A 24,323-nucleotide genomic window follows, 5' to 3' on the forward strand; every position below is an offset into this window, starting at 1 on the left:
TGGATTATCTCGTTCTGAGGGCGTTGACGATGTGCAGGCGCATGGCGCTGAAGGCGGGCAACAGCCCGGTCATGAGACCGAGGGCGGCGATGATGGCGACGGATTTCAGCAGCACCGACGAGGTGAAGGCGAGGCCGAATTCCGGCCCGGCAAACAGCGTCGCGAGCTTGGCAAGCGCAAGCCCACCCGCGCCGCCGGCGGCGAAGACGAACAGCGTCTCACCGAGGATCAGCGCCATGATCCGCCCGCTGGAAAAACCGAGCACCTTCATGACGCCGATTTCGAAGCTGCGCTCCCTCACGGCAAAGAGCATGGTGTTGACCACGATCATCAGGATCGTCACGAAGGCCGCGCCGACGACGAGGCTGACGATCAGGCCGACATCGGCGAATTGCCGGAGAAAGGCCTCGAGAAACTGCTTTTCCGATTGCGTCCTGGTCTGAGCCGCCGAATTGGCGAACAGCGCGTCGATTCGCGCCGCAAGCAGGCCTGGTGAAACGCCCTCGCGCGGGCGCACCACGAAGGCGTCGACCGTATCCTTGTCGCGGGCGCGGGTCGCATTGATCGTGTCGTAGCGAGCGAGCATGAAATAGGTGTCGGTGCTGGCATCGGCACCCTCGAAGATACCCGCGATCACGAAGCTCCAATCACGGCTGCCGTCCTCCTTCATGACCTGGCTGCTGACGCCGATACGCTGGCCGACCGACCAGCTCTGCGCCTCCGCCAACGCGCTGCCGACCAGCACCCGGTCGCCGCCCTCTTCGAGCGCTGCGATCAGCTCCGGCGTCAGCCCGAACTCTTTGCCGTTGGCGGAGGCAATCGCGCTCGGATCGACGGCGCTGACGACAACCACATTCTTCGCGACCTCGACGAAACCGCGCATGCGCGCGGTATAGGCGACCGCGGCGACATCGCCGTCGGCCGCAATCCTGTTCAGATAGGCGAAGGGCAGCGGCAGCCCCCGGCCCGATTTGTTCAAAACGCCAAGCAAATTGTCGCTGGCGCCTGCCGCCCCCTGGCTGCCGCTGACGAAGCTCGCCGTCAGCCCATAGATCAGGAAGGCGATGCCGACAGAAAACATCAGCAGCACGGCCCGCAGCCGTTTGCGCCAGGCATTGCGCCGCATGAGTTCGAAGAAGGTCATCGGCCCGCCCCCTCGGCGAATTCGCCCTTGTTGAGATGCAGCGTACGCCGGGCGAAGGAGGCGGCCTCGGGATCATGCGTGACCATGATGATGGTCTTCCGAAGCTCGCGATTGAGAAAGCCCAGCATCTCGAGGATATCATTGGCGGATTTCCGGTCGAGATAGCCGGTCGGTTCGTCGCAGAGCAAGAGGTCGGGGTCGCCGACGATGGCGCGGGCGATGCCGACGCGCTGCTGCTGCCCGCCGGACATGCTGGATGGAAACTGCCGCTGCCGCCCGGAGAGCCCGACCAGATCGATCACGGTCTCGACGCGCGCCCGCCGCTCCTTGCGCTTGAGCGGCTTCAACAGCAGCGGCAGCTCGATATTCTCCCCCGCATTCAGCATCGGCAGCAAATTGTAGAACTGGAAGACGATACCCATGCTGTGTGCCCGCCAGGCGGCTCTGGCGCCTTCGCCCATCTGCTCGAGATGGCTGCGGCCGATCCTGATCTCCCCTCCGTCGGGGCTGTCGATGCCGCCGAGCATGTTGAGCAGCGTCGATTTCCCCGAACCCGAAGGCCCCATGACGGCGACGAAATCGCCGCGTGCGATGGAAAGGTTGAGCCCTGAAAAGATCGGGATCGTCTCCACGCCGATCCTGAATGCCTTCCTGACGCCGCGAAGCGCGATATAGGGTTCTTGAGTGTCGGTCATCGCTCTGCTCCTTGCTGATGGTCTGTGCTATCCCCGGCCTCACCCACCAGAAGGCGGATGCGCGCGGCCATGGCGGGGCGCATGTCTGACGGCGGTGAGGAAAGTGACAGGCGAAGCGTCACCGTCCCCTTCTCCCGCGAAATCACCGGCGCGATCTTCGATACTTCGACCGCAAAAGGCCGGTCGGGAAAGCCGTCGAGCACCGATTCGCCACGCAAGCCCGGCCGGATCAAGGAGATATTCGCCTCGGCCACATCGGCATCGATGACCATGGTTGCCATGTCGGCAATCGCAAGCAGGCTTTCATTCTCCCGCACGCTGTCCTCGCGCGACAGCACTGTGTCGCCGACATGTGCGGTAAGCCGCGTGACGGTGCCTGATATCGGCGCCCGGACGGTCAGCGATTCCACTTGCTCGCGCGCCCTGTCGATATCGAGATCGGCCTTGGCCACGTCCTGCCGTGCCTGCAGGGCGGCATTCTCGGCAGTGTCGAACGCCGTCTTCGCCTCCTCCAGCCTCTGCGCCGACATCGCATCGCGCCCGGCCAGCCGCTCGGTGCGCGTGAGGGAAGACCGCGCCTGCGCCAATTCGATAGTCTTCGCCGTCAGCGCCAACTCCGCCGATTGCCGAGCGATCTTGGCCCCCTGAAGCGCAAAGCGGGCGCCGGCATCATCGAGCCGCACCAGCACCTGCCCCGATACGACCCTGTCGCCCGCCTCAAACTCGACGGCAGCGATCCGACCTTCATATTTGGAGAAGATGGTGGCTATATCGGGGGCCACGACGTAGCCGGAGCCGGTGACCTCCCGGGACGGCAATGCCCTCTCCGCTGGGTTATTGGAGGGCGGAGCCCGGATAGGACCGGCGGCGGGCACGTCGGCTCCATTGACGGATATTGCGCCCTCGTCCTTGCCTATGAGACCCGCATGCACAGTCTCGATGCGCTCCGGCGTTTCGGGCCGATAGAGAAGCACCACCACCAGCGATGCCGTCGCGGCCAGGGCCAGTATTGCTTCGGGGATCACCCGCCGCCGGACACGGGGCTCCGGCGGTTCCGTCTTGAAGGCCGCGGGCTCGATCGAAAGCGATCTCAGCTTGGCGGCAAGGTCTCGGTCATGTTCTGATGTCGTGTTCATGCCGCCAGAATGACCAACGGCGACGAAACCGCGACCTCGAACGCGTTTCTGACAGTCCTCGATCGCGATTGTGTACTTGGCGCGGCAAGGCACCCAGGGTCAGCCCTCATGGTAAGGAGGCGCGAACGGCCGTCTCGAACCACGAGGCGGGTGATTGCGTGGGTACGGACTGGCTGGATGAAGCGCCGGTTGCCAGCCCCGACCTTCGAGGTCTCTACGGGGCGCTCAGGATGAGGCTGGAGAGAGGACAGGCGTCACTTCAGGACGAAGCCGAAGAGACGCCGGATCCGCCCTTCCTCTCACGCCAGGCAAGCGGCGTGATATCCGTGACACGGCGGAATTCGCGGTTGAAGTTGGACTTGGTCTGGAAGCCGACCTCGAACATCACCTCGGTCACCGATTTCTGGCTCGCGGCAAGCAGCCGGCAGGCCTCGCCGATCCTGTAGTCATTGACATATTGCGAGACGTTCTTGTCCATCGCCCGGTTGATCGCCGCCGAGATCTGGCGGGCGGGAATGCCGGCCTTGCGGGCCAGCCGGTCGAGATTGAGATTGGCATCGCGATAGAGTTTTTTTGCCTCCATCAGCGCATCGACCGTGGCGATCGTCTCCTTGTCTTCGGTCGTTTCGGACTTCAGCACCGCCTCCACCGTCTCGGCCGGCGCCCGGCTTCGGCTGGCGGCGGCTGCCGCAATGCCGAGGATGACGAGAACCGCGAGATTGCTGACGCTGATCAGCGTCAGCGCATGCTCGCCATGCGCCCATGTGAAATCGAGAAAGACGAAGATATCGACTGAGGCCGACAGGCACAGCGCCACCGCCGCGAAGATGATGGCCCGATAGGCCGGCACCGCTCCCTCGAAGGGCGCAAGCCGAAGCGCATCCGCGCCCGGCCGCATCAGAAGCAGGATCGCCAGGGCATAACCGACGAAAACAAGCACCAGCGCGAGATCGATCGCATCCCGCCGGAACGCCATCAAAAGCAGGATGACCGCGGCGGGCACCGCATGCAGTGCAATGCGCGTCGGCAGCGGCCGCCGGCTCGTCCTCACCAGCCTGGAAACCCCGGCATAGGCAAGTGGCGGCACCATCGCCGCGGTGACAGGCGCGATCACGCCCACCGCCTGCACCCCGTAGCCCCAGCGCAGGCCGGAGAGGACGGATTGCAGCGCGGCGAGCAGGATCAGTGCCAGAAACGGCAGGTTGGGCTGCGCCTCCTCGTCGCGCCTGAGGACGGTGACGAAGAGGATGAGCAGCAGCAGGGCAACGACGAAGGGAAGCGGAATGAACAGCATGGCCTGATAGGATCGGAGTGGCGAATGGATGGCCATCATTGCCGAGATCCTCAGCCGGCGCGACCTCCATCATGTTTTAGGACGCGTTTTAGGTTGGAATTTTTTGTGAGCGGCATGCCGTGATACCTCGTCCGACCCTTCGGGTCGCGGCCACAAGTCTCAATCCGCCGTTAAGGTCGGTATGGTTGTTTTCCAGCCAATCCGACAGGCTGTCGAGATCGGCGACATCGCAAGTCCGGGTGATCAGCGCGGGCACGACCGCCTGAGCCTTGTCTTTCGGAAAGTTGCTCTACCAGAACCTGCCTAGCCGAGAGCGCTTTGTGCTGCGCAAATCCGATCGACCAAAGCATCGAGATCGCCCCTTGGCGGACGGTTCTTGGCCAGGCGCTGCTTGAGATGCATGATCGGCTCCACCAGAATTTCATCAAGGCTCTCGGCGCAGGTGAAGTCGCCCGCCACGCTTTTGACCTTTGAATTGTCAAAGATCGCCGACCATGCCTTGTCGCCCCGCAGCGGGCCAACCCACTCCGGATTGTACCGGACCAGGGTGTCCGTCGGCACGTGTACGATCTTGGCCTCGACATCAAGCAATCTGGCGATCGTCTTTTGAATATCGTTCCAGATGTGAGCGCGGTCGCAGGTGATGTGGAAGATCTCGTTCAACGCCGCCGGCTTGCCGAAAAGCCCGACAAAGGGCACCGCGAAATCAACCGAGCGGGTCAGTGTCCAGGGCGTGTGGCCATCGCCGGCTACGATGGTGGGCTCGCCGTCCAGCATGCGTCTCGCCATGACGTCGCTGTCGCCCATCATGATCGGCAGGCCGGTGCGAACAGTGTGACTGGGACGGACGATGGTCCAGGCGAGATTCTCGGAATTCTTGAGCAGCGTCTCGCAGGCAATCTTGTCCTGGCTATAGCGCCAGTAGGGGTTGATCGCCGGTGTCTGCTCGGTAATCACATAATGGCGCGGCGGCTTTTCATAGACCGAAGCCGAAGAGATGAAGATGTACTGGCCGCAGTGCCCGGCAAACACATCGATGTCACGCGCGACTTGATCGGGCGTAAAGGCAATGAACTGGCACACGACGTCATAATTGGCCTTGGCCAAGTCCGCATAGGCAGGCGCCGCAAGATCGCCGACGATCGAGGTAACCCCCGCAGGCAATGGGTCGCCTCTCAAACTGCGGTTATAGACGCTGACATCGTGGCCCTGAAGCACGGCGCGCTCGACGCATGGATATGAAATCTGGCCGGTACCGCCAACGAAAAGGATTTTCAAAGCCATGTGAAGGACCTCGGTGTCGGATGTAGCGGGGATATGCGGTCAGTCTTCATAGCGCGAAAGAAATCGGTCGTCTCCTGCAAAACACGTGCACCGGCTCACGTCGTTTGGGTCGACCTGTCGCGTAAACCAACGTGGTGGCATCCCCATAAAGCGATCGGACGACGTGAGGTTCGGCCGCAACCAGCCATTGCCGATACCGCAAAGATCTCTATCTCAAGCCAATAATGCCCCTTCTGTTTGAGATCAGCACAAGACGGAGGCTTTCTTGAAGGATTATCTTCCCTATGCAGCCGGGGTGCTGGCAGGATTATTGGTCGCCTTCCTCATGTCTGGCCTGTTGGCGCTGACGGAGACACCGCAGCTCATGCTTTTCGCATTGCTGCCGGCCGTCGGTGGCGCGCTCGTCGAACGCGTTTGCCGTCGCCGGCCCAACAATTCTTGAAGGATTCCATGGCAAGGCTGAAAGAAATCGTCATCGATTGCGACATTCCCTCGCGTGTCGCCCGGTTCTGGGCGGAGGCGCTCGATGGCTACGACGTGATGCCATATGACGACGAAGAACTGGCCCGCCTTGCCGCTCTCGGATTGACACCCGAGACTGACCCGACCGTGATGGTCGAAGGTCCCGGAACCCGCCTTTGCTTCCAACTTCGCCAGGGAGAACGTCCCGCCCGCAACCGACTACATCTCGATATTGCCACCCCCGATCGGGCCAGGGAGGTAGAACGGCTTTTATCCCTCGGAGCGAGCTTCGTCCGGGAAGCGGATGGCTACACGGTCTTGAATGATCCCGAAGGCAACAATTTCTGCGTGGCGTCGGAATAGTCCGCTCCGCGCCGAAGCCGCGCTGCAGGATGAACGGCATCTATCTCAGGACGGCTATACCGGAGCCAAAACGGATCTCCCGCGGAATGTCTGGATCAGACGCGATTCAGGAATTCGAGCACGCGGAGGGTGAGCAGCGCGGTCGCATCCGCATCATAGGACGGCAGCGAGCTGTCGGCGAAGTAGTGCTGATCGCCTGGGTACAGGAAAAGCTCCGCGTCCTCGACCTTTTCCACGATCTCGCGGGCGGCGTCGATGTCGCCCTCGCCGACGAAAATCGGATCGTTGTCCATGCCGTGGATCTGCACCGCGACGCCGGCCGGCCAGGGTCCGAAGGCCCACTCGCCGCTGATCGGCAGGCAGGAGTAGAAGAGCAGAGCCCCACGGGCGCCGGGCCGTGTCTGCGCCAGCTTCTGCGCCGGCAGCACACCGAAGGAGAACCCGGCATAGACGAGCCCGGCAGGCAAGTCGTCGGCGAGGCGCACGCCGCGCTCCCGCATGGCGTCGAATCCGATCTCGCCGATATAGGCGATCCCCGCTTCGATGCTTGGGAATGTGCGCCCGTCAAACAGATCAGGCGTATGCACGATGTGACCGGCTGCCCTGATATCGTCGGCAAACGAACGCACACCCGGGGTCAGCCCTTGTGCGTGGTGAAACAACAGGACCTCAGCCATACGGAGCCTCCGGGTGGGATAGTCGGGCAAACATTCTGCAACTCTACAGCGTCATTCCCTCGCCGGAAAGACGTCAGGTGCGGGCCAGGCCGTCGATCGCCCTCGCCAGCTTCACGAGATCTGCGGCGTAGAACCCGGCGGCGTTGAGACAGTTCGTCTCGAGCAGCTTCAGTCCCTCTTCGGTCCGACAGATATCGATGACATAAGCTTGGGAGTAGTCAGGATTGATGTCGACCATGCGTTGCCCAAAGTCCAGCGCATCGTCATCGATGTCGTGGCGGTGGACCACACGCGATCCGGCCTTGTAGAGCGAATAGGTGACGATCCGGCCGTCGACGACCCAGAGACGCCATTCGCTAAGGATGCGAACAGGCTCGGTCAGCATCAGCAGCGTGTCGTGACGAAGCGATCCGTTCGGGATTTCATCTTCGTCGAGCGCCAGTACCCTCTCTGCCATGCGGATGATCTCGCCGGTCGATTTGACGTTGCCGGGCTCCTCCTTGCTGTCGTCGACCGGGCGCAGGAACCAGTCCCTGCCGTCATCCGCCAGACGCTGAGGGACATCCCGGAGTGTCAGGAACAGCGCATCGGCACCGTTGAGGAGGTAAGGATGCCACACCTGTTCGTGAACGAAAGGACGCAGCTTGAAGACACCCGGCCGGTAACCGTTCGCCTCGGCGTTCTTCCACAGCGTGTAGGAGCCGAACATGACCACTGAACCCGGATCCGCAACGACCGGCTCGGGAATGAGCTCGCCGGCGAACGGTACGACCTTGTGCCATGTGTAGGAGATTCCAAGCTGGTCGAGCGCCTCGGCCAGCTTGCTGGTATCTTCGATCTGCTGGAGAAGCCACTGCATTCTGTTTCCTACCTTTCTTACAATCCGTCGGACTACCAAAAAGCTATTTAAAAAGGAACAGCCGTAGCATTACAGCTATGTGTGGCAGCAGGAACCGTTTCCGGTGTCATCGGGCGAAGGTTGCAGGCGATTGTCGACGCTCTGGCTGTTTTCTTCCGGCGGCAGGTCCATGGCGATGTTGGATGCGAGGAAGCCGTTCGGTTTCAGCGTGAAACCGGCATATTCCACCGGCATGATCGGAAAATCCTCGGGCTTGCAGACATGGGTATGGCCGAAGGAATGCCACAACACGACATCGGCATTCTCGATTTCGCGGTTCTGCTTGACGTAACCCGGCAGGCCGTCGCAGCCGGCATGCACGTTCGGATAATCGCCGCTCGCATATTTTTCCCTGGCATCGAAGGCCGTGACCCAGATGTGTTTCTTGGCGAAGCCGCCGCGCTGGGCAACGGTCGAATCCGGCTGGGCAAGCATAACCGGCGACGGCATGACGACAATCTTGTAGCCCGGCGCCTTGCCGACGCTGTTCTGGATGTTGGGGTTGGAGACTTTCCAGTAACGGCCGGTCTCGCCATTAGCGACTGCCGGGGAATCGAGTTCGCGCTTCAGCACACGGCTCCTGGTATCGAAGACATTGCCATAGGGATTGTCCTCACCCCAGGGACGCGGCACGAACTCATGCTCGGTCACAGTATTGTTGCCACCGTCGACATCCATGTGCAGGCGCGCATTGAAGAAATGCTGGTGGGTCGGACCGCCGAGATTGTCATCGACCATGCCGCCCCATGGATAGGTTTCGCCGGTCGCGACCGCCGCCGTCTGGATGATGCCGGTGAGTTTGGCTTCGAGCTGGATCGTGCCGTCCTGGTAGAGATACCAGTAGAAGCCGTAATCGTAGTTGCCGACGGTTGCGAAGAAGGAGATGACGAGGCGGCGCGAACGGCGTACTTCGAAAATACCGTTGCGGAATTCGTAATGCTTCCAGAGGATGCCGTAATCCTCCTCATGCATGCAGATGGCGTTCTTCATGATGAAAGGCTGGCCGAGATCATCCGCCGCCGGCACGTCGAAATAGTGAATATGGCCGAGGCAGTCGCAGCCGAGTTCGAGGCAATTGGCCAGGCGTCCGAGGCCATATTCGCCGGCATCGAAGGCGCTCTTCCAATAGTGGTTCGCGGTCGGATCGGCATAGGGCACGACCATTTCGGTGACACTGGCGCGAAAGACGACGGGCCGCAGCCTGCCCTGATCCTTGATGCCGAGTTCATGCAGAACAAGCCCCTCGCGCGGAGTGAAACCGACACGGAAACTCCAGTTCTGCCATTCGACTTTCCAGCCGTCGACCGTAAAGCTCGGCCCTTGCGGCTGAACGATATTCAGCGGCGTGAGATCGGGCCGCGGTTCCGGGAAGGTTTCACGGCCATAATTGCGCTTCTTCCTCGGGACCGGAATGATCTTTTCATCGTCGACGAGATCGACCACTCGGTTGGTGATCAGATCGACCACCGCCACCACGCCCTCGATCGGATGCGCGTAGCCGTTGTCACGGACATCCTCGCGCCAATAGGAGACGGCGCGGACGATGCGCTTTCCCTTCTCGAATTCGCGGCCAAAATAGCCCGAGGAAAAAGGATCGATCTGGATGAGCGGAATATCCTCATCGGTAATGCCGCGCTTCTTGACGGCAGCGATCCAGCGCGGATCGGATTTGACGGTGCCTTCAACGGTTTCGAATTCGCACAGCATGATTGGCGGCTGACCATAGGGCAGTTCATCGAGAGGCAGCCGGATATAGGAGGATACCGTGCCGGCAGTCAGGTCTACGATGCCCTCGAAGGTTTCGCCATTGCTGATGTCGATTGCCAGGATGAAGGCGAGGCGCGCCAGCCCGTCGCCCAGGCGATAGGCGGCAAGATCCGCTTTGGTCGGTTCCTCCAGCCGGGTGATCGGAAAGCGGAAGGTGGCTGCGAGTGTCTGCGTATCCTTGAGTATGGCAACGGCAGAAGCGATCTCGTCGAGGCTTAGAGGATCGAGCGGATGGGTGACTGCGACAACGGCGTCCATTGGTATACCTCTTGTTTTTGGAAGAGACGACGCAACATGGCGCGTCGCAAGCTGTGGTGATCAGGATCGACCGGAGCAGATCTGCGTCTCGATCATCATCTGGTCTGCATGAATGCAGAACAGAGAGCAGAAGGCGTGTGCCTCGACGGCAACCAGCAATGTTGCGCCCGCAAGGATCCCAACCGCGAGAACCAGAAGGCGATCGACGGGTGCAAATTCAGCAACCGCACTCATTCGAAGACCTTCCCAAGGGAGGCGTAGAGAACGGGCTTGGATCTCTTGACCCGCATCGCAAACAGCGCGCCCAAAAACCCCACCAGCACCATGGCATAGGGGAAAGCCTTGACGATCGGGCTTTCGCTGCCGGAAAGGAGTGAAAGATTGGAACTGACCAGCACCAGCGACCCCATGAGACCGAGGAGCGCGAGCACTGGCGCGGTCATCGTGGTCCAGGCGCTGTAGCTGTTAGGCGTCTTGCGAAAGAACATGATGATCGCGACGGAGACAAGCACCTGCACCAGCAGGATACCGATACCTGCCAGCGCTGCCATCCACGAGAACACGACAGTGTAGGGATCGGCACCGAAGATGACGAACAGGGCAAGGACGACGGCCGCGACCAGACTTTGCAGAAGACCTGCAGCATATGGGGAGCCATGTTTGCTGTGAACCTTGCCAAGCACCTTGGCGGCCAGACCTTCACGGCCGAGAGCGAAGAAATAGCGGTTGAGCGTATTGTGGAAGGACAGGATGCAGGCAAACAGGCTGGTGATCAGCAGCACGTTCATCACCTGGCTCGACCATGGGCCAAGCACGGAATTGGCGGCGGTGAAGTAGAAGCTGTCGAGGCCGGCAGCAGCAGCGGCCTGCACCTTGCCCGGACCGTAGAATTGCACGATTGCCCAGGTGGAGAGGGCATAGAAGAGGGTAATCAGCAGCACCGCGACATAGGTGGCGCGGGGAATGGTCTTTTCCGGATCTTCGGCTTCCTCGCCGAAAATGGCCGTAGCTTCGAAGCCGATGAAGGAACCGATGACGAAGACCAGCGCCACGCCGAGACCGGGCGCAAAGACCGACGATGGCATGAAGGAGGAGAAGCTGATGCCTTCCGGTCCGCCGCCTGAAAAGACGATGGCAAGATCCAGCACCAGCAATATGGCGATTTCGGCAATCATGCAGACGCCGAGGATCGCGCCTGAGAAGGCGATGTTGCGCTGACCGCAGACCAGCACGACGACCAGTGCTCCAAAGGCGAAGGCCCACCAGGGCAGGACCAGCCCAAGCGGTGCTATGGCATTGGCCATGAAGAAACCGAACAGGCCATAGATGGCGATCTGAACCGCGCTATAGGTGACCAGCGCCATGAAGGCGCCACCCACGCCAGCCGGCTTGCCGATGCCATGGGTGATATAGGTGTAGAAGGCTCCTGCCCCGCCCACATGCCGGCTCATGGCGGTGAAGCCGACCGAGAAGAGCAGGTAGAGCAGGCCGGCAAGCACGAAAGCGCCGGGAACGCCGGCGCCATTGCCGAAAGCAAAAGCGGCCGGCGAAGCGCCGACGACGGCCGTCAGCGGCGCGGCCGCGGCAACGACGAAGAACACGATATGGGCGAGGCCCACCGAGTCCTTGGCCAGACGACGCTCCGGCGATGATGGTGCGGGCATGCTTGATTCCAGTGTCATGGAGAACCCCTCTTTGCTTGTTTGTTGCCAAGAAGGTAAGCGCGGCGATCTGGCCCCGAAATTGCAGTTTATGCCAATGAATCGACAATTCGCGCCACGAAGGTCACCGGAGACGCTGAAAATGGCAGTTGCATCGCATTTGATCAGCCGCATGCCCGCAGTTGCTTCAATTCGAGCCTCCGTCTTGATCCCGCTGGTGCAACAAATCGATAAAAGATCCGGGAAAACCGACCTTCTTCTCGCTTCGCACGGCATTCTTCGCTCACAACTGGAAGATCCCTACGCTGTCCTGCCCATGGCGCGTTATGTCGCGCTGTTCGAGGAGGCCGCGACGATAACAGGTGAACCGGCACTGGGAGCCCGTATGGGCACCGGGTTCAAGCCCGCCGACATCGGCCCCATCGGCATGCTCTTTGCGCTCTCGCCGACCATTCGCAGCGCTTTCGAGCGGCTGTCGAAATATGTCAACGCGGTACAAGGCGCGACCAGTTCCGGCGTGTTCGAGGAGAATGGCGATTTTGTCTGGAGCTACCGGATCGTCGATCCCAGCATGTGGCCGCGCCGGCAGGACAGCGAATTCACGATCGCCGCCTCCTGTCAGCTCGTCCGTTCGTGCTTCCGCCGTGGCTGGCGGCCGATCGAAATTCAGCTCGAGCATCACGCCCCGCGCGACGCCGGCGTGCTGGAACGCATCTGTGGCGCGACGATCCTGTTCGGCCAATCCGGCAACCGGATCGTCATGAACAAGGCGGAGGCTGACCGTGTGCACCGTGCGGAAGACAAAAGCCTGATCGAAATCCTGGAGCGGCATATCGGCGATCTCATCAACGAGCCAGCGGCCGGGGATATACTCAAGGAAAAGGTCCAGGCCCTGATCAGCATCTATCTCGGCCGCAAACCGGTCACGGTCGCAACGCTTGCCGCTGAACTGAAGATGTCGCCGCGAAGCCTCCAGCGACGGCTGTCGGAGGAAGGCGTGTCGCTTCGTGATCTCGTTCGCCAGCACCGCCAGACGCTCGCCGCCCACTATCTCGGCGACCAAAAAGTTGCACCGATGTCCGAGATTGCGCGTGTGCTGGGTTATGCCGACAACACGGTGCTCTGGCGTGCGCTGCGGTCCTGGGAGAAGAAGGGAGACCACCTATCTTCGAGACGTTGATCGAAGATGCACGGCAACGGAGATCGCCCGATTGCTGCCCTACGGACGGAAGCAAAAGCCCGGCATCCTCCAGCGCCCGAGCGCGGCATTCTCCAACGCCCCTATGGTGACGGTGCCTACTTCTCCTCCCCCATTCCTGTGCTCGTCACAGGAATCCAGCCACGGCGCGTCCGCGCCGTGAATGACTCTCATACGACGAGGTCGTTCTCCCGCGCCCAAGGACTTGGGCACACTGGATTCCTGTGACGAGCACAGGAATGAAGGAGGTTGGGTTGGCGTTCTCGTCGTCAGCCAAGCACGCTTTCAGCAACGCTCGACGCCCTTTGCCGCCAGGATGTCATCAACGGCTGTCGACGTCAGAAATTCCGACAGCTGCCTTGCAGCTTCTGCGTCCGTTGACGCGGCGCTGATGCCAATGGCGAAGTCGATGTAACTTTGCAGTTCTGCCGGAAACTGACCGACAAGCATGACCTCGGGAGCGGCGGCGAGAATCGAGGTCACGGGAACGACACCCAACTCGGCCTCCCCGCGGCCTACGGCCGGCGCCGTCTGCCCTCCTGATATGGCCACCAGCTTTGGCTTCACCTCATCGGCTATTCCCAAGCGTTCCAGCAAACCGGAGAAGTAGCCGCCGCTGCTTCCTTCACTGGCGTAGGCGATCGATTTGGCGCTCTTCAACGCATGTTTGAATGCTTCCACCGACCCGATGTCGAGCGGCCGACCGCCTGCCTTGGCCGCCACCCCCATTGCTATCCGGCCAAACGCGACCTCGCTCCCCGCCTTGACCTTTCCCAAGGCGGCCAGATCCTCAACCAGGTTCGGATTGGTGATGACGAGGTCAAAAGGCTCCCCAGCTTCAATCTGCTTCTTGACGACAGGATTGAGCTCCCACTTGACCGCAACTGCGAATCCTGTGTCCGTTTCGAACTGGGATATGAGAGCAAGGACGGCGGGTCGGACCGCAATAGCGCCAAAAAGGCGGATTTCCTGGGTCATGGCCGAAGTCCGCTCCGATCTGTCCATCCTATCTAACAGCCCCTACGGCGCAGCACCAAAGAACGCCAGCCGGGTGAAGATCGTGTAGTCCGCTTCCGATACCATCAGCGCCACGAAAACCAGCACCAGCAGCGGCGGCAGCAGGATGGCGTAGACGAGCGCCAGCCGTTCCCAGGCCATGTGCATGAAGACGGCGACGATCAGCCCAGCCTTCAGCATCATGAACACGAGGATCAGCGTCCACCTGAGATAACCCTGGACGCCGAGATAATCGACCATGTAGGAAAAGGCACTGAGCACGAAGAGTAGGCCCCAGACGAAGAGATAGAGCCGGATCGGGTGCTGTTGTCCGGTGTCTATTTGTGCATGCACCGTTTGGTTTTGCGCATGCGCCGTTGTCTCGCTCATGACGACCTCACCACAGATAAAAAAACGCGAAGATGAAGACCCAGACCAGGTCGACGAAGTGCCAGTAGAGGCCCATGATCTCGACGGCCTCGTAGCGGCCTTTCCGGCTGGTGAAGAAGCCGCGCCGTTCCACGTCGAAATCGCCGCGCCAGACCTTGTGGGCGACGATCAGCAGGAAGATGACGCCGATCGTGACGTGGGTGCCGTGAAAGCCGGTGATCATGAAGAAGGTCGACCCGAACTGTGCCGCCCCCCACGGGTTCTCCCAGGGTCGCACGCCTTCGGTGATCAGCTTCGTCCATTCAAAGGCTTGCATGCCGACGAAGCCTGCGCCGAGAAGGGCCGTGAGCAGCATCAGCATCGCCGTCATGCGGCGGTCGCGGCGATAGCCGAAATTGACCGCCATCGCCATGGTGCCGCTGCTCGAGATCAGCACGAAAGTCATGATCGCGATCAGGATTAGCGGCACGTTCTGGCCGCCGATGTGGAGCGCGAAGACCTCACTCGGATTGGGCCAGGCGACCGGCGTCGACATGCGGGCGGTCATATAGGCGATCAGGAAACAGCCGAACACGAAGGTGTCGCTGAGCAGAAAGATCCACATCATCGCCTTGCCCCAGGAGGCGGTCTTGAAAGCGCGCTGATCCGAGCTGAAATCGGCCGCGACACCGCGCAGGCCGACCGGGCTGAGGCCTGGCTCGCCGTGTGTCTGGACAGGATGTGCCATCTGCAAATCTCCTAACTGAGCAGTGTGCGGCAGAGATCGACGAAATCATTCGCCCATCCGGCAAAGAGCGCGAAGAGGGCGAGCCAGACGGCGAGCATGAAATGCGAGTAGATGGCGGAAAGATCGACGCTGAGGCGCAGCCTGTCCGTCGCCACAGCCGTTGAAAATGCCCGGGCCGTCGTGTGCGCGAGCACGGCAAGCCCGCCGAGGATATGCAGGCCGTGCAGCCCGGTCAGCATGTAGAAGAAACTGTTGGAAGGGTTATCGGCCAGCACGTAGCCGGCCGCCGTCAGCTCCCGCCATGCCTGGATCTGTCCGACGAGGAAGAAGATGGCAAGCGCAAGTCCTGCAGCAAGCGCCGGTCGCAGCACCTCGATGCGGCCATGTACTGCTTCTCTTTTCGCCCATTGCAGAGCAGCGCTGCTTAAGGCCAGCGCGGCGGTGTTCACCCAGAGCAGCCGGGGAACAGGCGTCGCCCACCAGTCGGTCGACGCCATGCGCATGAAATAGGCGCTGACGGCAAGACTGAAGACGGCGCCGACGACGCCGAGAAACACGAAGAGGCCGATTTTCACCGCCGGTACGGGCGACTGTTGCCGGTCGATGCCGACATGAACCGGCAGCTGTACTGACCCGGTTTCCAGCCAGGGCTTCGAGGTCAGCCGCTGCCCGGAAAGCCACCAGATAATGATGGCGGCGATAGCCGCGAGGAAGATCAGCGTGACGTTCATGCCGGAACCTCCCGTGTGACGGCGCCGCTTGCCGGCACATTCTGCGGAATGAAATCCTCGGCCGCCCCGGGCACGCTGTAGTCATACGCCCAGCGGTAGACGACCGGCAGATCCTTTCCCCAGTTTCCATGGGCGGGCGGCGTCTGCGGCGTCTGCCATTCGAGCGTCGTTGCCCGCCACGGATTGCCGCCGGACTCCCTGCCCCGGAAAAGGCTCCAGACCAGATTGAACAGGAAGACCATCTGTCCGGCCCCGACGATCAGCGCCATGACGGTGATGAAGATATTCAGCGTATCGGCCGAAGGCGGAACGAAGGCCGTCTCTCCCATCTCGAAGTAGCGGCGCGGCACGCCGAGCAGGCCGAGATAGTGCATCGGAAAGAAGATCGCATAGGTGCCGAGGAAGGTGATCCAGAAGTGGATATGGCCGAGCACGTCGTTCAGCATGCGTCCCGTCACCTTCGGATACCAGTGATAGATCGCCCCGAAGATGACGAGGATCGGCGCGACCCCCATGACCATGTGGAAATGCGCGACGACGAACATCGTATCCGACAGCGGCACGTCGACGACGACATTGCCGAGGAAGAGGCCGGTCAGGCCGCCATTGACGAAGGTGACGATGAAGGCGAGCGCAAAGAGCATAGGCAGCGTCAGGTGGATGTCGCCACGCCAGAGCGTCAGCACCCAGTTGTAGACCTTGATCGCCGTCGGAACGGCGATGATCAGCGTCGTGGTGGCGAAGAAGAAGCCGAAGGCCGGGTTCATGCCGCTGACATACATGTGGTGCGCCCAGACGATGAAGCTGAGTGCGCCGATGACGACGATCGCCCAGACCATCATGCGGTAGCCGAAGATGTTCTTGCGTGCATGCGTGCTGATCAGGTCCGAGACGATGCCGAAGGCCGGCAATGCGACGATATAGACCTCCGGATGCCCGAAGAACCAGAAGAGGTGCTGGAAGAGGATCGGGCTGCCGCCGCCATGCTGCAGCTGCGTGCCCATCTCGACGATGGCGGGCATGAAGAAGCTCGTGCCGAGCAGCCGGTCGAACATCATCATGACGCAGGCGACGAAGAGGGCGGGAAAGGCGAGCAGCGCCATCACGGTCGCGGTGAAGATGCCCCAGACCGTAAGCGGCATGCGCATCAATGTCATGCCGCGAGCGCGCCCCTGCAGTACGGTCACCACATAGTTCAGCCCGCCCATGGTGAAGCCGATGATGAAGACGATCAGCGAGGAGAGCATCAGCAGGATACCCCAGTCCTTGCCGCCGGGTGTGCCGGAGAGAACGGCCTGTGGCGGATAGAGCGTCCAACCGGCCCCCGTCGGGCCTCCGGGGACGAAGAAGCCCGCGGCGAGGATCAGCACTGCGAGCAGATAGATCCAATAGCTCAGCATGTTGGCGTAGGGAAATACCATGTCGCGCGCGCCGACCATCAGCGGAATGAGGTAATTGCCGAAGCCGCCGAGGAAGAGCGCGGTCAAGAGATAGATCACCATGATCATGCCGTGCATGGTGATGAACTGGTAATAGTGATCGGCATCGATGAAGGCGAAATAACCGGGAAAGGCGAGCTGAATCCGCATCAGCCAGGAAAGCACCAGCGCCACCAGGCCGATTGCGATCGCCGTCAGCGAATATTGCACAGCGATGATCTTTGCATCCTGGCTGAACACATATTTTGTCCACCAGCTTTTCGGATGATAGAGCTCGACATCCTCGACTTCGGCAGAGGGGATGACGCCTGCGCTGTCGGATGGAATCTCGACCATGATCTCTCTCCCCTTCGTCTCCCAGCGGTCTGCGACCGCTACGGGGTTCAGTTTGCCGGCGGCATCTCTCCTGATGACGCCGTAAGCTGGGTGAATGTCTGCTGCTGTCCGAGCCAGGTCTGGTAATCCGCATCCTCTTCGACGACGACGGTGCCGCGCATTTGCCCATGGCCGACGCCACAGAGTTCGGCGCAGAGAATGTCGAAGGTCCCTGTCCGCGTCGGCGTGAACCAGAAATAGGTGATCATGCCGGGTATCATGTCCATCTTGGCGCGGAATTCCGGCACGTAGAAATCATGGAGCACATCGACCGAGCGCAGCAATATGTGCACCGGCTTGCCGATCGGCAGATGTAGCTCGCCGCCCTCGATGATGACGTCGTCAAGGCCGCTCGCGTCGTTTTTATCAAGGCCGAGCGGGTTTTCGGGGGTGACGTCGCCGGTTTCGGCGCGTCCGAGCTTTCCGTCGGCTCCGGGCAGGCGGAAACTCCACAGCCACTGCTGGCTGACGACCTCGACCGATGCGGCATCTGCAGGCACCGTGATGAACTGGTTCCACACGATGAGGCCAGGCGCCAGCATCGCCGCAACGCCGACCGCCGTTCCCCCTCCCAGCAGCAATTCCAGCCTGCGGTTCTCGGGCTCGTAATGTGCCCGGTTGCCCGGCTTGTGCCGGAAGCGGAAGACGCAATAGGCCATGAACGAAACCACCGCCACGAAGACGACGCCGGTGATCCAGAAGGTGATGACGAGGGTGGTGTCGATATAGGTCCAGTTGGACGCAATCGGCGTCCACCACCACGGGCTCAGCACATGGAACAGCACGGAGCCGACGACAATCAGGACGAGGATCAGCACGACAGCCATGTCCGCTCCTCCTCGAGCAGGTCGACCCGTGAAACCGCATTCCGCAAAAAGTCCGTGTTTATTATCGCACAGATAGAAAATATCGGCAATTACGGCAATTTAGGCACGCGCCCTCGGGCCGCGACCCGCCATTTGGAGTATTGCCCATCACTTGGAATATTGCTTGAGATAGGCGATGAGATCGGTGATCTCCTGCTCGTCTTTCACGCCGACAAAGGCCATCTTCGTGCCCTTCACCTTCGCTCTCGGATTGTGCAGATAGTCGCGCAGCGCCGTCTCGTCCCAGACGAGGCCGCCGTCGCCGGCCGCCTTCATCCCGGCCGAATAGGCGTAATTGGGATGCGTTCCGGCCTTCCGGCCGAACAGCCCGTTCAGCGACGGACCGACCTTGTTCGTATCGGAATCGGCGACATGACAGGTCGCGCATTTCTTGAAAACGGCGGCACCCGCCGTCGCATCGCCCTCCTGCGCCCCGGCGTCAGCAGGGGAAAGAGCAATGACGGATGTGGCGATCAGCAGAACAACTCGGTAATCCACGGCAAACCTCATCCTCCTCAAGGTTGCCAGCCACTTGCACCCTCCGCTATCTCTCGCGTGTGGGTAGTGGTTGTTATGGCTTAAAGCTTAGTCCTTCGTGGCAACAAGTCAATCGGTTCCGCAATTGCGGCACGGGTGTTCGCTGCCGCGCCTCCCGCCGTTCATGACGTCCGCTCCGGCAGATCGCCCTGCCCGACCAACCCTCTCACGATCTCCAGGAAGCGCTCGCCGCCCGCCGACAATGCCGGCGGGCGCCATGCGGCTGCGATCGGTAGGGATGGCGGCGGCGGCAGGACGGGACGGTAGGCGACGCCCGGCCGGGCGGCTCTTGCGATGCCCGAGGTGACGAAGCCGAGACCGGTTCCGGCCGCAACGAGGCCAACCAGCGCCGTCATCGGCGTCACCTCCTGGACGATCCGGGGGCTGATGCCCTCGCCCCTGAAAAGGGCAATCACACGGTCGTATATGCTTGGGCCGATCGCCCGCGGCGCAAGCAGCAAGGGCTCGCCGCCAAGATCGACGACGCGGATGACCGGCTGCTTCGCCAGCCGATGCGTCGCCGGAAGCGCCAGCACGAACGGCTCGTCCGGCAGGGAATGGATGATCAGATCCCGCGAAATCGGTGGATGCAATACGCCGAGGTCGATGTCGCCCGATGCAAGGGCTGCTTCCAGCAAAGGCGAGCTCATCTCGACGAGATCGACCTCGATTTGTGCGTAGCGGGCACGAAACGCCTGCACCGCCTCCGGCAGGACGCCGTAAAAGGCGATCGGCGTGAAGCCGAGCCGCAGGCACCCGACCTCGCCGCGCACCGCCCGCAGGGCTTCGGCCTTCGCCATGCCGGCATGCAGCACCGCCTCGCGGGCCGGGCCGAGGAAGGCCGCGCCCGCCGGCGTCAGCGCCACGCCGCGGCGGTCGCGCTCGAAGAGATCGGTCCCGACCTCGCCTTCCAGCACCCGGATCCGCTGGCTGAGCGCCGGCTGGGTCAGGTTCATCCGTTCCGCCGCGCGGCGGAAATGCAGGTCTTCGGCAACGGCCACGAAACAGGCAAACGTGCGGATATCCAGGACAGCCTCCTGATGCGAAATGCCTATCACAGGCGACAGGATTACGATTGGAAAATTATCAGCAACGGCGGCATTTTCAAAGGACTACCAAAAAGGGAGCAGGATCATGAAGGGACCAGTCCTCACCGCCGCGACGCTCGCCGTCACCTTTAGCCTCGCCACACCCCAGAGCACGCAGGCCGCCGAAGGCGCGCAAGCCGCGCCCGAGATTCTCGGCCGCATCTCGGCGAGCCGGATCGCCGTCATCTCCGACGGTGATTTTCTCGCCCGGACCTATGGCACCGCTGAGCTTGCGCCGCGAAATGCCGGCTATCGCGATCTGTTGACGATCATGTCGCCGGCCGGGGACACGATCATCACGGCATCGATACCGGTCTCCAATTCGGTGACCTCGGCGCCTGAAATCCTAGCCCTCAGCGAAGACGGGCAAACCGCCTTCGTCACTGAAAGGCTGGGCGAACGTCCAAAGGGCGGCAACAGGATCAGCGACCTGCCGCCGGGCCGGCGGCTCTTCGCAGTCGACCTTTCGGACGGCGCGGCACTCCGCCTCTCCGACACGGTGGGGATCGAAGCCTTCCCCGAGGCCTTGTCCCTCAGCCCTGATGGAGAGAGCGTCGCCGTCGTTTCCAACACGCCGGAGGCGAGCTTCGTCCAGATCGTCGCCTATCGCGATGGCCGCTTCAGCCGCCTCGCCAGGTTCGACCTCGCCGACCTCGGGGTCAGAGGATCCGAGCCGGCCCCGCGCGGCGGCCGCGACCAACGTCCACTGGCATCCTTCAGGCCGCTTCCTGGCGGTCAACATCAACACGCAGAACCGGGTCGCCTTCTTCGAGGTCACCGGGGCCGACGCGCCCATCCTGCGCCCGTGGGGCAATATCATGGAGGTTGGCGCCGATCCCTTCGTCGGCCGTTTCACACCGGACGGGCGCCATTATCTCACCGCCAACTGGGGCCGGAACTTCGCCGCCACGAATTTGGAAGGCCGTATCCCGCAGACACCATCGACGATCAGCGTCATCAGGCTCGCCGATCCCGCGACATCGCCGCAATCGGCCCGCCACGATCTCCTCGGCGGCGCCGAGACCGGCCTCTCCTCCGAGGGCATCGCCATCAGCCCGGACGGCCAACTCGTCGCCACCGTCAATATGCGCGGCACAGCCTTCCCGCCGGGCTCTGCCCGCTTCCACCGCGACGCCAGCGTCACGCTTCTGAGTTTTGATCCGGCAACCGGCGCCATCGCCAGGCTCGCCGACTATCCCTTCGAGGGTTCCCTGCCGGAAGGCGGCGCCTTCGATCGGACAGGAGACCACTTCCTCGCCACCGTGTTCCAGGGCCATGACGGGGCCGGCCCCGAGGCCGGCCCAGGGCTCGAAGTCTTCCGCGTCGCAAAAGGCGACCGGCCGGCGCTTAAGCGGCTCGGCCGCGTGCCGCTGCCGCATGGCGCCCACCATGTCGATCTCGCACCGTAGGGCGCCCGCAGATTCACGCAGACGGCGAAGGTGAGGAAATACTATTCAATGTCGGACTGATACCTTCAACGCTACCTCAGCTGCCGCCATTTGACTGCGCCCCGATCGAAAGCGCCTCCTTTACCGCCAGCTCGGCCATGGCGAGAGCGGCTTCGCGGGTCCTGGCAGCGGCAATGAAGCGGCCGTTGTGGCAGAAGCTTGCGCCCTCAATGCCGCAAACCGCCTCCAGTGCGCCATTGGTGAGCCCGGCCCAGCCGGCCGGCAGGTCGGCCCTGAGCTCGAACCCCTCCTCGGCGCGGCGGATGCCGGTCACGCACCAGTCCTTTTCGCGCGGGTGGACGACGAACAGCAGATGATCGGCGCCCGCCTTGACGATGGCGGGACGGAAGGGCATTCCTCTCGGTAATTCCAGAACACGCCCCTGCCCCGCAGCCTCGATTGCCCGATGCACGATCGCCTCGGCCCGCAATTTTGCGGCACTCTGAGCGATCCTGGCCTCGACGAAACTGCGGGCAATGGCAAGGGCTGCGTGAAAGGCGCGATCATCGGCCTCGGGGCTCGCCTCGTCGAAAACCGGTTTCAGGGTTTCCAGCAGCGCCGGCAGCGTCAGCCCGGCCAGCGGACCGGATGGGCTGAGCGCGCCATTATCAGTCAGATCGACCGGCAGCACGAAGCCGGCGTCGAAAGAGCCATGCATCGCCTCGACATGTGCTTCGGGAAGGCCTGAGGCTGCGAGATAATCACGGCCGTAATGCTTCCAGATCAGCCCGAACGAGCTGTAGGGCTGGCCATCGTCGCGCAACGGAGCGCCGCGCTGGTGGTGATCGAATATCCCGGCAGCAGGGTCATAGGCTCCGCCGACATCGTAGATGATCCGGTCTTCGCCCGGCGTGATCCACTCCGGCGCCCGGCTGCGGACGATACGCGCCTGCGGGAAAAGCCGGGTCAGGATGACGCTCGACAGCAATTCGTCGGCATGAAAGCCACCGGAATGGGTGACGAGGAAATCGGGGATCATGGGAGCTATGCGCCTTGTCGTTCGCGGAGGATCCGCTTGCCGGTCGGGTTGAGATAACCGTTGCCGGCTGCCATCTCAACCCATACCTTAAATTGCAGTCGATTTAACGATAAAATTGCGCAGCAATCCAATGTGTTACAGCGTCCCCTGGGGCATCAGGAGTAAGAGGCAGTCCGTGGAGATCCCTCAGCGCTTTCACGTTGTCGAGACGGCCGGATGGCTTGTGAACCACCGCATGAACTCCGCCCTTCCCGGTTACCTCATGATCAGTTCCAAGACCGACACCAACGATCTGTCGGATCTGCCTGAAGACGCTTTGGCCGAATTCGGCCCATTGCTCGCAAGGGCTCAGAGCGTTCTGAAACAGCAATTGAATGCTCAGCGCGTCTATATCGGCCGGTACGGGCACATGCCCAGTTATCCGATCCACTTCCATGTGATCCCGATATATGACTGGGTGGAGGAATTGTTCTGGAAGGACGCTCGATATCGCGTGCTCGAGAATTTTGCAGAGGGACCGGGGAAAACCGCAACGGATGGCGCAGAACTGACGCTGTTTGTCTGGCGAGAGTTCTGCGAACGCGCAGAGCCGCCGCCGATCAGAGGGCCTTCGGTCTCAGAGGCCATCGAGCTGCTGCGAGAGGCAATGCGGTTTCCGCCGCTTTAGATCATGCATGTCGCCGGAAAATGCCCAGCGGTTTTGGCAGGACGGCATGCATGAAGAGAAAGGGGTCCAAGACAGCGCCGGCCTCGTGACCCCTGGCGATCCTATGGCCGAAAGCGAGGTCGAAGGTCTCCGGCCGTCTCGACCAATAATCGCGGATCTCCTCCATGAGATCGAAATTCCCGACCATCCGTCAATCCATGACGTACTGGATATGATGCCGGCCGTGCACGGCCGATTTCTGGACATGGGCGCGAACGCCGAAGACCCGGCCGATCATATCCTCGGTCAGCGGCATGGGGGATGACGAGGCCGACGAAGCCGATCGAACCCACCATGCTGACGACGCTTGCATGGCTTCATGCCGCAGTTCGGTGCGCGAATTGTCCCCGCGCCAGCGCGACCTGCGAAAATTATCCGTTGATATGGTCCAGCGAATGGTCTAATTTTCCAGAAGAAACTGGGCTGCACTGGTCCTGGGGAGTGCGAACGATGCGAGTGTCTGTGACGGATGCCAAGGGGCAATTGACCGAACTGGTCCGGCGTGCCGAAGCCGGGGACGAGGTCATTCTCACCCGGCACGGTCATGCCGCCGTGAAACTGGTTCCGATGAGGGCAGCGCCCGATCGGAAATCCCGCCGGACGCTCATGGAAGCGGTGCGGGCCTCCGCCATTGCCAAAGCCGCAGATGGGCCGCCGGCCGCACGCAGCCAGGATTTCCTCTATAGCGATGACGGCCTGCCCGAATGATCGCCGTCGACACCTCCGCCCTGATGGCGATCGTGCTTGGCGAACCACAAGCCGATGCCCTGATTGCCGTCCTCGAAGCCGAGGATGATCTCCTGATCTCCGCCGGCACGGTCGCCGAAGCCTTGATCGTCTCGGCCCGTCGCAACGTCGGCGATGAGATGGAACAACTGATCGACGGCCTCGGCTTCGAAATCGTCGCCGTCACCCCTGCCTCCGCCCGCCGCATCGCCGAAGCCTACCGCACCTGGGGCAAAGGCGCCCATCCCGCCAGCCTGAACTTCGGCGACTGCTTCGCCTATGAGGTAGCTAGTTTCCGTCCATAAACGCTGGTTTTCTTGAGCTTGCAGCGCACTTGGGTTCCGCTTGGTGGCCGCTTTGAAGCCATGCGGTGTGGCTCATGGGTGCTAATTGCGGCGGCCAGGATTTCTGGTGGACATGCGCGCATTGGCAACTGCCGGCGTCACGCCGGTCCGGTTTTGGCTGGCGACATGGGATG

27 protein-coding genes and 1 pseudogene are annotated in these 24,323 nt (G+C 61.9%); 7 read left to right on the forward strand and 21 right to left on the reverse strand.

Annotation, left to right across the window (positions count from 1 at the left end; all coding sequences use genetic code 11):
* Nucleotides 1-4: 4 nt before the first annotated feature.
* From BA011_RS10965 to BA011_RS10985, 5 genes are all read right to left on the reverse strand, one after another.
* Nucleotides 5-1,144 (reverse strand): ABC transporter permease, encoded by a 1,140-nt coding sequence (locus tag BA011_RS10965; RefSeq protein ID WP_065280477.1) that lies wholly within the window; start codon nt 1,142-1,144, stop codon nt 5-7.
* Complete coding sequence (locus BA011_RS10970) at nt 1,141-1,839, reverse strand: ABC transporter ATP-binding protein (protein WP_065280478.1); 699 nt, start codon at nt 1,837-1,839, stop codon at nt 1,141-1,143. Before BA011_RS10970 ends, BA011_RS10965 begins: the two co-directional genes overlap by 4 nt.
* Complete coding sequence (locus tag BA011_RS10975) at nt 1,836-3,068, reverse strand: efflux RND transporter periplasmic adaptor subunit (protein WP_065280479.1); 1,233 nt, start codon at nt 3,066-3,068, stop codon at nt 1,836-1,838. The genes BA011_RS10970 and BA011_RS10975 overlap by 4 nt, the downstream gene beginning before the upstream one ends.
* A gap of 166 nt (nt 3,069-3,234) precedes the next feature.
* Entirely contained in the window at nt 3,235-4,308 is a 1,074-nt protein-coding gene (locus BA011_RS10980) for a helix-turn-helix domain-containing protein (protein WP_151343449.1), read from the reverse strand.
* A 264-nt stretch (nt 4,309-4,572) separates the two neighbouring features.
* The gene (locus tag BA011_RS10985; RefSeq protein ID WP_065280480.1) at nt 4,573-5,553 is read right to left on the reverse strand and encodes an SDR family oxidoreductase; all 981 of its coding nucleotides are present in this window, start codon (nt 5,551-5,553) and stop codon (nt 4,573-4,575) included.
* Between the two features lie 265 nt (nt 5,554-5,818).
* Between BA011_RS10985 and BA011_RS44235 the strand changes: the two genes are divergently transcribed.
* A complete protein-coding gene (locus BA011_RS44235; protein WP_017961013.1) occupies nt 5,819-5,995 on the forward strand; it encodes a hypothetical protein in 177 nt (58 codons plus the stop codon).
* A gap of 8 nt (nt 5,996-6,003) precedes the next feature.
* Nucleotides 6,004-6,378: a VOC family protein gene (locus tag BA011_RS10990; protein WP_065280481.1), complete on the forward strand. Its 375-nt coding sequence runs from the start codon at nt 6,004-6,006 to the stop codon at nt 6,376-6,378.
* Nucleotides 6,379-6,473: 95 nt separating this feature from the next.
* On the opposite strand, the gene BA011_RS10995 is transcribed toward BA011_RS10990, so the two are convergent.
* The 5 genes from BA011_RS10995 to BA011_RS11010 form a co-directional block, all read right to left on the reverse strand.
* Nucleotides 6,474-7,055: a dienelactone hydrolase family protein gene (locus BA011_RS10995; RefSeq protein WP_065280482.1), complete on the reverse strand. Its 582-nt coding sequence runs from the start codon at nt 7,053-7,055 to the stop codon at nt 6,474-6,476.
* Between the two features lie 73 nt (nt 7,056-7,128).
* Nucleotides 7,129-7,914: an ATP-grasp domain-containing protein gene (locus BA011_RS11000; protein WP_065280483.1), complete on the reverse strand. Its 786-nt coding sequence runs from the start codon at nt 7,912-7,914 to the stop codon at nt 7,129-7,131.
* A 75-nt stretch (nt 7,915-7,989) separates the two neighbouring features.
* Complete coding sequence (locus tag BA011_RS11005) at nt 7,990-9,978, reverse strand: primary-amine oxidase (protein WP_065280484.1); 1,989 nt, start codon at nt 9,976-9,978, stop codon at nt 7,990-7,992.
* Between the two features lie 60 nt (nt 9,979-10,038).
* Nucleotides 10,039-10,212, reverse strand: coding sequence for a hypothetical protein (locus BA011_RS44240; protein WP_186806541.1), 174 nt, complete (start codon nt 10,210-10,212; stop codon nt 10,039-10,041).
* Nucleotides 10,209-11,660: an APC family permease gene (locus BA011_RS11010; protein ID WP_065280485.1), complete on the reverse strand. Its 1,452-nt coding sequence runs from the start codon at nt 11,658-11,660 to the stop codon at nt 10,209-10,211. Before BA011_RS11010 ends, BA011_RS44240 begins: the two co-directional genes overlap by 4 nt.
* 121 nt (nt 11,661-11,781) lie before the next feature.
* Here BA011_RS11010 and BA011_RS11015 point away from each other — a divergent pair, with 121 nt between their 5' ends.
* Entirely contained in the window at nt 11,782-12,819 is a 1,038-nt protein-coding gene (locus tag BA011_RS11015) for an AraC family transcriptional regulator (RefSeq protein ID WP_065280486.1), read from the forward strand.
* A gap of 303 nt (nt 12,820-13,122) precedes the next feature.
* Here the strand turns inward: BA011_RS11015 and modA are convergent, their stop codons facing one another.
* The 8 genes from modA to BA011_RS11055 form a co-directional block, all read right to left on the reverse strand.
* Nucleotides 13,123-13,815 carry a molybdate ABC transporter substrate-binding protein gene (modA, locus tag BA011_RS11020; RefSeq protein ID WP_065280487.1) on the reverse strand — a complete coding sequence of 231 codons (693 nt, stop codon included), beginning with the start codon at nt 13,813-13,815 and terminating at the stop codon, nt 13,123-13,125.
* 42 nt (nt 13,816-13,857) lie between these two features.
* Nucleotides 13,858-14,223, reverse strand: a complete 366-nt coding sequence (locus BA011_RS11025) for a cytochrome C oxidase subunit IV family protein (protein WP_065280488.1) — start codon at nt 14,221-14,223, stop codon at nt 13,858-13,860.
* A gap of 7 nt (nt 14,224-14,230) precedes the next feature.
* Entirely contained in the window at nt 14,231-14,950 is a 720-nt protein-coding gene (locus BA011_RS11030) for a heme-copper oxidase subunit III family protein (protein WP_065280489.1), read from the reverse strand.
* Nucleotides 14,951-14,961: 11 nt separating this feature from the next.
* Nucleotides 14,962-15,681, reverse strand: coding sequence for a cytochrome c oxidase subunit 3 (locus BA011_RS11035; RefSeq protein WP_065280490.1), 720 nt, complete (start codon nt 15,679-15,681; stop codon nt 14,962-14,964).
* Nucleotides 15,678-17,456, reverse strand: a complete 1,779-nt coding sequence (gene ctaD / locus BA011_RS11040) for a cytochrome c oxidase subunit I (protein ID WP_065280491.1) — start codon at nt 17,454-17,456, stop codon at nt 15,678-15,680. The genes BA011_RS11035 and ctaD overlap by 4 nt, the downstream gene beginning before the upstream one ends.
* A gap of 47 nt (nt 17,457-17,503) precedes the next feature.
* On the reverse strand, nt 17,504-18,322 hold the full coding sequence (locus BA011_RS11045) for a cytochrome c oxidase subunit II (RefSeq protein ID WP_065280492.1): 819 nt from the start codon (nt 18,320-18,322) through the stop codon (nt 17,504-17,506).
* Nucleotides 18,323-18,469: 147 nt separating this feature from the next.
* Nucleotides 18,470-18,859, reverse strand: a complete 390-nt coding sequence (locus BA011_RS11050) for a c-type cytochrome (protein ID WP_065282498.1) — start codon at nt 18,857-18,859, stop codon at nt 18,470-18,472.
* 161 nt (nt 18,860-19,020) lie between these two features.
* On the reverse strand, nt 19,021-19,956 hold the full coding sequence (locus tag BA011_RS11055) for a LysR family transcriptional regulator (protein WP_237352632.1): 936 nt from the start codon (nt 19,954-19,956) through the stop codon (nt 19,021-19,023).
* Nucleotides 19,957-20,597: 641 nt separating this feature from the next.
* Here BA011_RS11055 and BA011_RS45040 point away from each other — a divergent pair.
* Entirely contained in the window at nt 20,598-21,395 is a 798-nt protein-coding gene (locus BA011_RS45040; protein WP_237352633.1) for a lactonase family protein, read from the forward strand.
* Nucleotides 21,396-21,471: 76 nt separating this feature from the next.
* Here the strand turns inward: BA011_RS45040 and BA011_RS11065 are convergent, their stop codons facing one another.
* Complete coding sequence (locus tag BA011_RS11065; protein ID WP_065280493.1) at nt 21,472-22,413, reverse strand: MYG1 family protein; 942 nt, start codon at nt 22,411-22,413, stop codon at nt 21,472-21,474.
* A gap of 175 nt (nt 22,414-22,588) precedes the next feature.
* Here BA011_RS11065 and BA011_RS11070 point away from each other — a divergent pair, with 175 nt between their 5' ends.
* Nucleotides 22,589-23,080 (forward strand): HIT family protein, encoded by a 492-nt coding sequence (locus tag BA011_RS11070; protein ID WP_065280494.1) that lies wholly within the window; start codon nt 22,589-22,591, stop codon nt 23,078-23,080.
* 1 nt (nt 23,081) lies between these two features.
* Here BA011_RS11070 and BA011_RS11075 read toward each other — a convergent pair whose 3' ends face one another.
* Entirely contained in the window at nt 23,082-23,267 is a 186-nt protein-coding gene (locus BA011_RS11075) for a hypothetical protein (protein WP_017961031.1), read from the reverse strand.
* A gap of 3 nt (nt 23,268-23,270) precedes the next feature.
* Nucleotides 23,271-23,372 (reverse strand): annotated as a pseudogene (locus tag BA011_RS41500) (histidinol phosphatase); the annotation flags it as partial.
* 197 nt (nt 23,373-23,569) lie between these two features.
* Here BA011_RS41500 and BA011_RS11080 point away from each other — a divergent pair.
* Entirely contained in the window at nt 23,570-23,827 is a 258-nt protein-coding gene (locus BA011_RS11080; protein ID WP_017961033.1) for a type II toxin-antitoxin system Phd/YefM family antitoxin, read from the forward strand.
* A complete protein-coding gene (locus tag BA011_RS11085; protein ID WP_065280495.1) occupies nt 23,824-24,150 on the forward strand; it encodes a type II toxin-antitoxin system VapC family toxin in 327 nt (108 codons plus the stop codon). The genes BA011_RS11080 and BA011_RS11085 overlap by 4 nt, the downstream gene beginning before the upstream one ends.
* Nucleotides 24,151-24,323: the final 173 nt, after the last annotated feature.

Source organism: Rhizobium leguminosarum (genome assembly GCF_001679785.1).
Classification (GTDB): Bacteria; Pseudomonadota; Alphaproteobacteria; order Rhizobiales; family Rhizobiaceae; genus Rhizobium; species Rhizobium leguminosarum_R.